The following is an 11,987-nucleotide window of genomic DNA, read 5'->3' as shown; positions in this document are numbered from 1 at the left end:
CAGAATGAGCACTCATCAGACAAGTGTCAATGCTTCTCTGATAACTGCTCCAGCCATACGGCGACGCCGTCGTCGTCGTTGGACGCGGTCATCTCGTGGGCTGCGGCGAGCACCGCCGGATGGGCGTTGGCGACCGCGACCGCCGTCCCCGACCAGGTCAGCATCGGCAGGTCGTTGGGCATGTCGCCAAAGGCGATCACGCCCGCGCGGCCGAAGCCGAGCCGGTCGGCCATCGCCTCCAGGGCGGCCGCCTTCGTCACTCCGGCGCGGGTCACCTCGCAGAACACGTCCGCCGACACGGTGACCTCGCACCCGGGCAGCAGCGTGCCCACGCTCTCGTAGTACCCGCGGGCCGCCCCCTCCAACTGGACCACGATCTTGCCGACGCCGTGCCAGTCGATCGCCTCCTCCAGCCTCGGCACCCGCCGGGCGTCGCGGGCCAGCGCGGGGGCCAGCTCGAAGGCGTCCTCCAGCAGCAGCTCCAGATGACACTCGGCGCCCAGCCGGATGCCGGGAAAGCGTTCGCGCAGCGCCGTCAGCGCCCTCGCCACGTCCGCCTCGGCGAACGGGTGGTGATCGACCACCTCGTCTCGGGCGAAGTCGTAGACGACGGAGCCGTTGCCGCAGACCGCGCTGTTCGCGTCGGCTGTGTTGCCGGTGTTGCCGGTGTCGTTCAGGGCCGCGGCCACATGCCGGGTGTCTCGGACCGGTCGCGCCGTCGCGATGACGAACACGTGGCCGGCCGCCCGGACGCGGCGCACGGCCGCCCGGGTGCGTTCGGACAGCTCGCCGCGCGAGTCGAGCAACGTGCCGTCCAGGTCGCAGACGATCATTCGGCGTTCCACGGGCGGCGCGCTCCTCACGGCCGGCACGGCTCCCGCGACGAAGTCCCCCGCGGATGGGTCACGACCCGGCCGACCGGGGAGACCACGACGTCGGCCGCGCCCGCGGCCAGGATGCCGTCGATGGTCTCGGCCACGCCGCGCCGCACCGCCAGCCCCTGCACCACCACCGGGCCCTCCTCAGACAGGTCGCCGACGCGCCATGAGCGCGGGGGCAGCGCCGGCGCGACGCGCGGCAACTCGCGCGCCGACGTGCGCACCGTCAGCAGCACGTGCGCCGCCCCCACCCGCACCGAGGCCAGCAGCAGGGCCACCTTCTGGATCCGGGCGCGTTTGCCGGCGTCCCGCCACGCGTGCGGCCCGGCGATGAGCCGCGGCGCGCAGGTGCGCACCGTGTCGAGGACCCGCAGGCCCGGCGCGAGGGACGCGCCCGGTTCGAGCACCTCGATGACGGCGTCCGCGAGCTCAGGGATCTTGGCCTGGCTGGCGCCGTAGGAGTACACCACCTCGGCCGCCGACCCCCGGCCGCGCAGATAGCGCCGGCCGATGCCGGGGAACTCGGTGGCCACGCGGGCGCCGGAGGACAGGGCCGCGGGCCCCTCGGCCGGTACGGCCAGCACCATGCGCCACGGACGGCCCGCCGCCACCGCCTCGACGACCTCGACCTTGGCTCCGGTCTCCTCGATCCAGTCGGTGCCGGCGACGCCGAAGTCGAAGGCGCCGTCCTGCAGGACCAGCGGGATCTCCCGCGGCTTGAAGAAGACGACCTGGATCGGGCCGCCGTACTCGATGCTCGCCCGGTAGCTGCGGCCAGACGTCCGGCGCACGCCGAGCCCGGCGGCGGTGAAAAGGTCCAGGACCGGCCGCTCCAGAGCGGACCCCTTGGGCAGCGCGAGCGAGATCATGCCGTCAGCGTCTCCAGGTAGGTGGGGCGTTCCCGGCGGGGGAGCGCATGGCGAGGGCGCGCAGAGCCAGATCGATCATGCCGGTCTCTTCGCCGCCGGCGGCCAGGACACGCAGCCGCGCCGCGTCCAGCCAGCCGGCCTCGACGAATTTGTCGTGTTCGACGCGGGGCCGTTCCAGGTCTCCGGTGACGGTGGCGAGCACGTCGATCTCGCGCCGCCGGGTGCCGTCGCCGCCCTCCCAGTCGAACACCTTGACCAGGTCGCCGACCCGCTCAAGATGCCAGCCGGTCTCCTCGGCGATCTCGCGGGCGAGCGCCGCGCACAGCGTCTCACCGGCCTCCACGTGCCCGCCGACGATGTCCCAGCAGCCGGGGAACAGCCGCACATGCGGGGCGCGGCGCTGCAGGAACACCTCGCCGCGCGGGTTGACCAGAACGGCTCCCACCACGCAGCGCACGCCCTCGGCCGAGGCCTGCCGCTGGATCGCGTCGAACTCCCGCGGGTGCGGCGCGCAGCGGCTCGGCGGCGGACCCGCCGCCGAGCCGCTCACGCCGTCTCCTGGTGGGCGTAGTAGGTGGCGTACAGAGCGGCGAACGGCCCGTCACGGCACAGCAACTCGTCGAAGGAGCCGTCCTCGACGATCCTGCCCTCGTCCAGGACGAGGATCCGGTCGGCCCGCCGGATGGTCGACAGCCGGTGCGCGATGACCAGGACGGTCCGGCCGGCGAACAACCGCGCCAGCGCGTTCTGGATGCCCCTCTCGGTCAGGGGGTCGACACTGGCGGTCGGCTCGTCCAGGAGCACGATGTCGGGCTCGCGCACGAACATCCGCGCCACGGCGATGAGCTGCCGCTGCCCGACCGACACCCCCCGGCCGCCGTCGGTGAGCCGCTCGTGCGGGGACATCGGCATGCTGCGCCTCCACACCCGGCGCCCGATCCGGTCGATGGCGCGCTCGACGTCGGCCGGACCGGCTCCGGGACGGCCGTAGGCGATGTTCTCCGTCAGCGTGCCGGCGAACACGAACGGGTGCTGTGGCACGACGCCGACGCGCCGCCGGTAGGCCGTCAGGTCCAGGGCGCGGACGTCGCGGCCGTCGACGAGCAGCTCGCCGCCCTGGAAGTCGTACGCACGGGCGATGATCTTGACGAGGGTGGACTTGCCGCCCCCCGTGCGCCCGACGATCGCCACCGTCTCGCGCGCGGCGATCCGCAGGTCCAGCCCGTCGAAGACGGGGCCGCCGGAGCCGTAGCCGAAACGCAGGCCGCGCGCCTCGATCTCACCGTCCAGGCGCGACACCGGCTCCTGTCCTCCCCGCACGACCGATCCCCGGTCGTCGATCAGCGCGAACACCCGTTCCGCGGCGGCCAGCCCCTGCTGGAACAGGCTCCAGAACGCCGCCGCCTGGGTGACCGGCTGCCACAACATACCGAGCGCCTGCAGCGCGAAATACCACTCACCGGGCGAGAGCCTGCCGAGCATCGCGAAACGCCCGCCCTGGTAGAGCACGACGGCCGTCGCCAGCCCCGCCAGCAGGGTCAGCACCGGCAGGATGACCGCGTAGATGAGCCCCTGGCGCACGTACACCCGGTACGACAGCCGGTTGACGTCGTCGAAGTCGTCGTAGACGGTCTGTTCGCGGCCGAAGCTCTTGGCGACGGCGATGCCCATCATCGACTCGTGCACGTTGGCGTTGACCTTCGCCATCACCCGCCGGGTGGCGGCCGCCGCCGTGCGGGCGATCCGGCGAAAGGCCAGCGCCGCCCCCAGCAGGAACGGCAGCGCCGCCACGATGATCAGACCCAGGCCCGGGTCGGTCCAGAACACCACGCCGCCGAGCAACAGGACCAGCAGCGACTGGCTGAGCAGGTTCAAGGTGAGCGTCATCACCGAGCCGAAGCCCTCGGTGTCGCCGGTGACCCGGCTGAGCACCCGCCCGACGGAGTTGTCGTCGTGGAAGGCGACGTCCTTGTCCAGCGCGGCGTCGGCGGCCTCGCACTGCAGCCGGTAGACCACGTCGCCGACCAGCCGGGCGGTGACGGCCTGGCGCGCCCAGTTCATCGCCCACGCCAGCACCGCGGCGACGACGACGAACAGGCACAACCACAGGCCCAGCCCGGCCCCGCCGCCGACCTCGTCGATCAGCCGCGCGATGACGACGGGCACCGAGGCGGTCAGCAGGGCCGACCCCACGACGAGGACCGCGCAGCCCAGCATCGTGCCACGCTGGGTGCGCAGGTAGGCCAGGATGCGCACCAGGAGCCGGCGGTTGCCGTACACGCGGTCGTAGGCGTCGGCGTGCAGGCCGGCGAACAGGTCAGTCACTGTAGATCTCCCGGTAGAGCGCGCAGCGTGCCATCAGCTCGTCGTGCCCGCCGAGGTCGACGACGCGGCCGGCGTCCAGCAGCACGATGAGGTCCGCGCGCCGGATCTGGCCCGGACGGTGCGAGACCAGCACGGTGGTGCGGCCGGTGGTCGCCCGCTCGATCGCCTCGGTGATGGTCGCCTCCGTACGCGCGTCGATCGCGCTCGTCGCGTCGTCCAGGGTGAGGACACGCGGGTCGGTGAGCAGCGCCCGGGCGATGGCCAGCCTTTGCCGCTGACCGCCGGACAGCGTCGTGCCGCCCTCGTTCAGGACGGTGGCGTAGCCGTGCTCCATCTCCTGGACGAAATCGTCGGCGCAGGCCAGTTTGGCGACGCGCTTGACGTCCTCTTCCGCGGCCCCCGCGGGTGCGCCGAAGGCGACGTTGTCCAGCACGCTCTTGGAGAACAGGAAGATCTCCTGGTCCACGTGGCCGATCTGACGGCGCAGCGCGCCCGGCTCCCAGTCGCGTACGTCCCTGCCGTCGATCAGCACCCGCCCCTCGTCGGCGTCGTACATGCGCGCGACGAGTTTCAGCAACATGCTCTTGCCGCTGCCGGTGGGGCCGACGACGGCGAGCGTGCGCCCGGCGGGCAGGTGGAAGGACACCTCACTCAGGATGTCCCTGCCGTCGTGGCGCAACGTCACCCGGTCGAAGGTGATCGCGCCCTCGACGGCCACCGTGACGCCGGTGGTCTCCTCAAGGTCGCCGGGCCCGTCGATGATCTGCCGCATCCGGGCGGCGGCGGCCAGTCCCTCCTGGACGACCGGCACGGCCTGCTCCGACAACGTGACCGGCTGCGCCAGCGCCACCAGCCAGCCCAGGTAGGTGACGACCTGCGCGAGCGTCAGCTCGCCCTGACCGTACAGGTACAGGGAGTGCAGGGCGCCGACGGCCATCGCGACGGCGAAGCTGAGCGCGGGCAGATAGACGGCCTGCGCCCGGCCGCGCCGTACGAAGGCGTCCCGGTAGGCGGCGGCGGCCCGCCGGAACGCGAGCCGCTCGTGCTCCTCCTGGGTGGCCGCCTTCACGGTCGCGATGCCGGTCAAAGTGGTGGAGAAGCGTTCGTTCAGGTCGGCGAACGTCTCCCGGATGCGCATCGTCAGCGGTTGCAGCCGCCGCAGGTGCCGGCGCAGCGCGACCGCGAACACCACGATCAACGCGCCGGGGGCGAGCAGGAGCTCGGCGTTCAGCGAGGCGATGAACACGATCGGGACCACCAGGGCGAGCAGCGCGTTGAACGCGGTGGACACGCCGGGGCTGAACATGTAGTCGACGAGCCGCGCGTCGTTGATGGCGCGGGCCAGGATGTCGCCGATGCGCTGCTGGTCGTGAAAGGACATGCGCTTGGCCAGCAGACTGCGGTACAGCTCGTCGCGCACGTTGCGTTTGACCCGCTGGGCGAGGACCTCCATCGAGCCGTGCGAGAGCAGGTCGGCGGCGAACCGGCCGGCCGCCAGCAGCGCGGTGGCGACCGCCGCGGCGGCCAGCACGCCGAGGTCGGCACGCTCGCCGGTCGCCTCGGCGAACGCCGCGCCGATCTGGACCGGCACCAGCGTCGTGCACACGTTCGCCGCCACCGCCGCCACGGTGAACACCACCAGCAGCGGCCGGTGTACGCGCAGCCGGGCGGCGATCCACCCGAGCACGGCCGGCGACGCGACCTGCCGTGCTCGCCCGGTCCGGCCCGCCGCTCGCGTCCGGTCCACGGACCCCTCCCTGGTCAACGGCTCACCTACACCGAGGCGCGGACCGCGTCCGGCAGGTGTCCCGGGCCGTCCTTACCGGCCCGGTCGATCTCCTCCATCACCTGGTCGGCCAGCACGGAGGCGGCGAGCGCGTCGGCGACCGACGGCGTGTCGCCCGCACGGGGGGCGTCGTTCCCGCAGGATGTCACGAACGCCTCCAGTTCCGGCCCGAAGCCGCTCCGGTCCCAGCCGTGATCGAGGTTCTTCGTGCCGTACAGCTCCTGGCCCATCGGCAGGCCGTCGGCCAGATCGAGGGTCACCCGCTCCAGGGACGGCGCGCTGTAGCGGCTGCCGTCCATCCCCTGCACCATGACGCCCACCAGGAACCGCTTGACGTGGTTGCCCATCCGCAACGTCGACAGGGACCCGTCGCGGTGCCGGAGGAACACGTTCACCTGGAAGCGGTCGTCCTCGCCCGGGATGACGTGCGCGTTCACCTGGACGACGGGGGAGGGGGTGAACCAGCGGGCCAGGTCCAGGGCGTGCACCCCGTTGTGCCGGATCCACGCCTCCAGTGTGGTGTCCACACCCCACTGCGGGGCCGAGGGATGGCGGCTGTAGAAGTCGATCGTCACCGAGCACGAGGTCGCCCGGGCGCCGCGGCTCAGTTCGTGCAGCCGCCGCAGCGTCTCGGCGTAGCGGAAGTTGAAGCCCACCTGGACGTTGCGGCCGCTGCGGTCCACGACGTGGTGCAGGTCCTGCAACGCGGGCGTCGAGGGTCCGGCCGGCTTCTCCACGAAGCAGTCGACGCCTCCCTCCACCAGTCGGCGGGTCAGCCGGTACGACGGCTCGGGCGGCACCGCGATGACGGCCGCGTCCACGGTGTCCAGGTCGAGCGCCTCGATCGAGTCGGCGCAGAGCGCGGCCCCGGACTCCTGCTGCAGTTCCTTGGCCAGGGACAGGTCGGGGTCGACGCAGGCCACGATCCGGTGACCGCGCACGCGCTGGAGAAACGGCAGGAGATTCTGGCTCATCTGCCGGCCGCAGCCGACCAGGGCGAGGCGCGGGCGGTCAGTCACGGCCGGCCTCCACGTTCGTGCTCCACTGCTCGAAGGCTCGGCGCGCCCGGCCGCGCAGCTCATCCGGGTCGATCTGCCGGTGTGCGAGGCTGACGAACGACGGGTGCCCTTCGAGGAGCAGGATGCCGGCGCCGGTGAGCGCGGCGAGCAGCGCCTCACGCCGCACCTTGTCACCCAGCAGCGCGTCGTCGTGGTAGACCAGTTCGAACATCCCGCCGCCGAGAACGGGGCGGGCACCGACCAGGGCCGCCACGCCGGCGTCCTCGGCTGCCGCGGTCAGGACGGCCGCCACCTGCGTGCCGATCCGGCCGATCTCGGCCCAGCCGTCCGGCGCGTCACCGATGGGCTTGTCCAATATGTCGCGTGTCGCCAGCGCCGCGTACACGGCGATCATCTCCTTGGAGAACGTACCGCTGAGCCGGGCCCGTTCGGCGTCGGCCAGCAGTTCGGCCTCACCCACCACCAGGCTCAGCGGCGCCCCGTTGGCCAGCGCCTTGCCGATCACGATGAGGTCCGAGCCGATGGCGTGGTCGTGGTCGTAGCCGAGCGGCGAGATACGGCCACCGGTCTTGGTCTCGTCGAAGACGGTGAGCAGGCCGGCGTCCCGGCACATCGCGACGGCCTGCCGCAGCACCTCGGGGGTGGTGAACGAGGCCAGGTAGGCGTCGAAGACGAAACAGCCCAGCCGGTCCCGGTAGCGCTCCAGGATCTCCGCCAGCGACTCCAGTCGCAGGTCCACCCAGTTCACCGCGGGCTCGGTCTCGCCGATACCGCGCATCGCCTCGGTGTAGCGCGGTTTCCCGCGCAGCGGCGAGTGCAGCGGCTCGTGCCACTTCAGGGAGTTGGCGATCTGCGCGTCATGCCAGCCGATGTAACCGCTGCGCAGTACTCCCAGCCGGCCGTTGCGCATCGCGGCCAGCCGCAGGGTCGCGGTGACGGCCTCGGAGGCGGTCTTGAAGAACGCGCCGCGGTCCCCGGTCCGCTCGCCGAGCAGCCGTTCCAAGTACTCCGCGTGGAAGGTCGTGTAGCCCGGCATCATCACGCCGTTACCGAGATAGCCGCACAGAATTTCATTGAAGAGTTCGTCCGAGTGGCCGATTATCACCGGTCCGTATCCCATGACGAAGTCGATGTACGTCATCCCGTTCGCGTCCGAAACCTCACCGCCCTGCCCCTGCGTGAACAGGAGTTGGCGTCCTTCGGACCGGAACTTACGAGTGATCTTCGAGTGAGCTATTCGCTCGTTTTTCGACAAGATCTTCCTCCTCCCCGGAAATCGTGAATAAGATCAGTAGCTTAATTTCCGAGACCGTAGCGGCGGGCTACGAGCAGGGTCAAGTGAACCTTCTTCTAGGTTTACAACGCCTGGATAAGGGTGCGACGGTCGAAGCGGTGGGTCGAGCCGAACTCCGATATGGAGGCGATGTGGACCACGGATCGAGTCGGCGAATTCCGCTCTCCGAAATACCCGGAACGGTGCAGCCGGATATCGTCGGGCGCAGTAAACGGCTGTGGAGGCTGCCCGATGGGCAGTGCCTCGTGCAGATAGTCCCCAGCCTGCGCAGTTTCACATACCAACGCGACGAAATGGTGGAACGTACCGGGCCGCTGCGTCTGACCTTTTACGAAAAGGCCGCGGCCAGGATCGAGGCGGCGGGGGTGGCGTGCGCGTTCCGTGAGCGGGTCGGCCCCGACTCCTACCTCGCCGACTACTGCCCGGCCCCGCCCTTCGAGGTCATCGTGAAGAACCGGGCCACCGGGTCGACCACCCGCAAGTACCCCGGCCTGTTCGAGGACGGTGCGCCGCTGCCGCGCCCGGTCGTGAAGTTCGACTACCGAATCGACCCGGAGGACCAGCCGATCGGCGAGGACTACCTGCGCGCCCTCGGACTGCCCGTCGAGGAGATGCGCGAGCGCGCCCTGGCCGTCAACGAGACACTGCGCTCCTGGCTGCACCCCGTGGACCTCTGGGACATGTGCCTCATCTTCGGCGTCACCGCCGAAGGCGGCCTCACCGTCATCTCCGAGATCTCACAGGACTGCATGCGGCTGCGGCACGAGGACGGGTCCCCGCTGGACAAGGACCTGTTTCGCGACGGTGTCGACGCCGACGAGATCGTCAACCAGTGGAGTCGCATCCTCGATGTCATCAGATGACGGCCGGGTGGCACTGATCACCGGTACCAACCGGGGCAGCGGCCGGGCCATCGCCGAGGAGTTGCGCGGGCGCGGGTTTCGCGTCTTCTCCCTGAACCGCTCCCTCGCCGGCGCGGACTGGCTCGGCGAACGGCACTGCGACGTGTCGCGGCCCGCGGAGATCAGACGGGCCGTCGCCGACGTTCTGGCCACGACCGGACGGCTGGACGTCTGCGTGTCCAACGCCGTCGACCGGGTCCTGGACCCGATCGCCGACCTGCGCGAGGCCGACTGGGAACGCCTGGTGGCGATCAACCTCAGCGCCGGCTTCCACCTCGTTCAGGCCACGCTGCCTGCGCTGCGAGCCCACCGCGGCATCTTCGTCGCGATGGGCAGCCACGCGGGCACCCGCTACTTCGAGGGCGGCGCCGCCTACAGCGCCACCAAGGCCGGGCTGAAGGCACTGGTCGAGACGCTGCTGCTGGAGGAGCGGCGCAACGGCGTACGTGCCTGCCTTGTCTCGCCCGGCGCCATCGCCAACCTCGACGGCGACACCGACCCCTACAAGATGAGCACGCGCTCGATCGCCCGCTGCGTCGGCAGCATCGTCGACTCCTGGCCCACCGATCTCGTCGTCGGCGAGATCGAGGTGCGCCCCGCCGACCTGGCGACGCCGCCGATCACCGGTATCGACCGGCTGCTGCACGTCTGACGCGCGGAGGAGGAATCATGATCTCGCTCGCCCTGCCGACGGGATCCCTGGAACGGCGGGCACTGGAACTCTTCGCGGCCGCCGGTCTCGACGTACGACGCCCCTCTGAGCGCTCCTACCGGGGCACCATCGAGTACGCGGGCACCGCGCAGGTCGCGTTCTACAAGCCGCGCGAGATCCCGCTCGTCGTCCAGAACGGCTCGTTCGACGTGGGGCTCACCGGCGCGGACTGGGTCGAGGAGACCGGCGCCGAGGTCGAGGTGGTCGAGTCGTTCGACTACTCCCGCAACACCGAGAAGCCGTGGCGGCTCGTCCTCGCCGTGCCCGCCGACCATCCGGCGACCAGCGTGGCCGACCTCGCCGACGGCGTCCGCCTCGCCACCGAGTATCCCAACATCGGCCGCCGCTTCTTCCAGGACGCCGGACGGCGCGCCGAGGTGGTCGTCTCCTACGGCGCCACCGAGGCCAAGATCCCCGAGTTGGCCGACGTGATGGTCGACGTCGTGGAGACAGGACACTCCCTCCGGCAGAACAACCTGCGCGTCATCGAGACGATCCGTACCTGCGGCGCCCAGCTCATCGCCAACCCCGCCGCCTACGCCGACGAGAGGCGACGCGCCGTCATCGGGAAGGTCGCCCGGCTGCTGCGCGGCGCCTGGGTCGGCCCGGCGAACGTGCTGCTCACGGTCCGCGCTCCCGCCGAGTGCCTGCCGCAGGTCACCTCGGCCATGCCGGGGCGCTCGTGGCGGGCCGGGGCGGAGCTGGGCGACGAGAACATGATCGTCCTGCAGGGCGTGCTGCCCAGCCGGGACGTGCCCGAGACGATCGACGTCCTGCTGTCGGCCGGCGCCGTCAACGTCACCGAGACCGGAATCGGCATCCTCGCCACGAACGCGGTGCGGCCATGACGCACGCCCGCGCCTCGCCGCCGTACGGGTCGTGCCGAGTTGACCGGCGCACGAGGGCACGACGACCATTGAGCCGCCGCGACCTCGTGTGAAGGAGAGAGTGTGAAGTCTGAGCCGGCCCCGGACGCGCCCGTGCAGCCCGGGCGGCGCTCGAAGTGGGCGACCATCGGCGTCGTCTACCTCGGCGGCGTCGTCGCCGCCATGAGCCTGGGCAAGTTCGCCCCCGTCGGGCCGGCGGTGACCGACCAGCTGTCGCTGTCGTTGTCCCAGTTGGGCTGGGTCATCTCGGCGGTCGTCGGTGTCGGCGCCGTCTTCGGCCTGCCCGGCGGCTACCTGATGCGCCGCGTCGGCGCGCAGGGGGCGCTGGTGTACGGCCTTGCCCTGATCGCCGTGGCGGGCGCGGCGAGCGTCCTGGCCGGCGACTTCGCCTGGCTGCTCGTCGCCCGCGTCGCCGAGGGCTTCGGCTACCTGATGGTCACCATCGCCGGGCCGGTGCTCATCCTGCGCCTGGCCGACGAACGCGACCGCAGCGCCGCCCTGTCGGTCTGGGCCACGTTCGTGTCCGTGGGCCTGTTCGCCAGCACGCTCGTCGGTGGCGCGGCCGGCGACGCCTTCGGCTGGCGCGGCTGGATCGGCCTGCTCGCCGCTCTCACCCTTCTCATGGCGGTGGCCCTGCGACTGCGGCTGCCCCGCACGGGGGCGGGTCCGCGAGCCGCCGCCGGGCCCGTCCCCCGGCTGCGCGCGCTGCGATGGCCGGGCGTGCTGGCCATCTCGTTCTGCCTGACCGCGCTGGTGACCATCCCGGTGATCGTGCTGCTTCCCACGCTCCTCATCGAGCAGCACGAGAACTCGGCCGCCGCCGCCGGCGCGAGCACCTCGGTGATCTCGCTGCTCAGCGCGGTCGGCGGGCTGCTCGTCGGCATGCTGCTGCGCCGCGGCACCCGGGTCGGTGTTCTTGCGCTGTTCGGCCTGCTCGCCGTGCCCGCCGCCTGGCTCGTGTACGGCGGCGGTCCGCTCGCCGGCGTGCTCGCGGGCGCCGGGGCGCTCTCGCTCGCCAACGGGTTCCTCGCCGCCCTCGTCTTCGCCGCCCTGCCGCTGATCCTGGAGCGGCTCGACCACGCCGACGTCGGCAGTGGCCTGGTCGCCCAGGCGGGCAGCCTCGGCTCGCTGCTCGGCCCGCCGATGTTCGGCGAGGTCGCGGCCGCGTTCGGCTTCGCGGCGCTCGCGCCGGTCATCGCCGTCGGGCTCGTCGCCGCCGTCGCCGCACTGCTGCTGGCCGGCGGCCGCGCCGCGGGGCGTCGACGGCAGGTAGCCGGAGCAGGGGAGCAAGGCGCCGCGGGCTGAAGGTCGATCG

At 71.6% G+C, this 11,987-nt stretch carries 11 protein-coding genes; 4 read left to right on the top strand and 7 right to left on the bottom strand.

Going from position 1 to position 11,987, the window contains the following annotated elements; all coding sequences use genetic code 11:
* Positions 1-26: 26 nt before the first annotated feature.
* Genes ABZ664_RS33415 through ABZ664_RS33385 form a run of 7 tightly spaced genes read right to left on the bottom strand, consistent with a single transcriptional unit; the run spans position 27 to position 8,132 of the window.
* On the bottom strand, positions 27-845 hold the full coding sequence (locus ABZ664_RS33415; protein WP_362519061.1) for an HAD family hydrolase: 819 nt from the start codon (positions 843-845) through the stop codon (positions 27-29).
* Between the two features lie 14 nt (positions 846-859).
* On the bottom strand, positions 860-1,747 hold the full coding sequence (gene hisG, locus ABZ664_RS33410; protein WP_362519058.1) for an ATP phosphoribosyltransferase: 888 nt from the start codon (positions 1,745-1,747) through the stop codon (positions 860-862).
* A gap of 4 nt (positions 1,748-1,751) precedes the next feature.
* A complete protein-coding gene (locus tag ABZ664_RS33405) occupies positions 1,752-2,297 on the bottom strand; it encodes an NUDIX domain-containing protein (RefSeq protein ID WP_362519054.1) in 546 nt (181 codons plus the stop codon).
* A complete protein-coding gene (locus ABZ664_RS33400) occupies positions 2,294-4,072 on the bottom strand; it encodes an ABC transporter ATP-binding protein (RefSeq protein WP_362519050.1) in 1,779 nt (592 codons plus the stop codon). Before ABZ664_RS33400 ends, ABZ664_RS33405 begins: the two co-directional genes overlap by 4 nt.
* Entirely contained in the window at positions 4,065-5,819 is a 1,755-nt protein-coding gene (locus ABZ664_RS33395) for an ABC transporter ATP-binding protein (protein ID WP_362519047.1), read from the bottom strand. Before ABZ664_RS33395 ends, ABZ664_RS33400 begins: the two co-directional genes overlap by 8 nt.
* 26 nt (positions 5,820-5,845) lie before the next feature.
* Positions 5,846-6,877, bottom strand: coding sequence for a Gfo/Idh/MocA family oxidoreductase (locus tag ABZ664_RS33390; RefSeq protein WP_362519044.1), 1,032 nt, complete (start codon positions 6,875-6,877; stop codon positions 5,846-5,848).
* A complete protein-coding gene (locus ABZ664_RS33385; protein ID WP_362519039.1) occupies positions 6,870-8,132 on the bottom strand; it encodes an aminotransferase class III-fold pyridoxal phosphate-dependent enzyme in 1,263 nt (420 codons plus the stop codon). Before ABZ664_RS33385 ends, ABZ664_RS33390 begins: the two co-directional genes overlap by 8 nt.
* 23 nt (positions 8,133-8,155) lie before the next feature.
* On the opposite strand from ABZ664_RS33385, the gene ABZ664_RS33380 reads away from it, so the two are divergent.
* The 4 genes from ABZ664_RS33380 (at position 8,156) to ABZ664_RS33365 (ending at position 11,977) form a co-directional block, all read left to right on the top strand.
* Positions 8,156-9,034, top strand: coding sequence for a phosphoribosylaminoimidazolesuccinocarboxamide synthase (locus ABZ664_RS33380; protein WP_362519036.1), 879 nt, complete (start codon positions 8,156-8,158; stop codon positions 9,032-9,034).
* Complete coding sequence (locus ABZ664_RS33375; protein WP_362519033.1) at positions 9,021-9,725, top strand: SDR family NAD(P)-dependent oxidoreductase; 705 nt, start codon at positions 9,021-9,023, stop codon at positions 9,723-9,725. Before ABZ664_RS33380 ends, ABZ664_RS33375 begins: the two co-directional genes overlap by 14 nt.
* A gap of 17 nt (positions 9,726-9,742) precedes the next feature.
* Positions 9,743-10,633: an ATP phosphoribosyltransferase gene (hisG, locus tag ABZ664_RS33370; protein ID WP_362519030.1), complete on the top strand. Its 891-nt coding sequence runs from the start codon at positions 9,743-9,745 to the stop codon at positions 10,631-10,633.
* A 102-nt stretch (positions 10,634-10,735) separates the two neighbouring features.
* Positions 10,736-11,977, top strand: coding sequence for an MFS transporter (locus ABZ664_RS33365; protein WP_362519027.1), 1,242 nt, complete (start codon positions 10,736-10,738; stop codon positions 11,975-11,977).
* The last annotated feature ends 10 nt before the right edge of the window (positions 11,978-11,987 follow it).

This window comes from Streptosporangium sp. NPDC006930 (assembly GCF_040635605.1).
Taxonomy (GTDB): Bacteria; Actinomycetota; Actinomycetes; order Streptosporangiales; family Streptosporangiaceae; genus Streptosporangium.
This window is presented reverse-complemented; position numbering and strand designations above follow the sequence as displayed.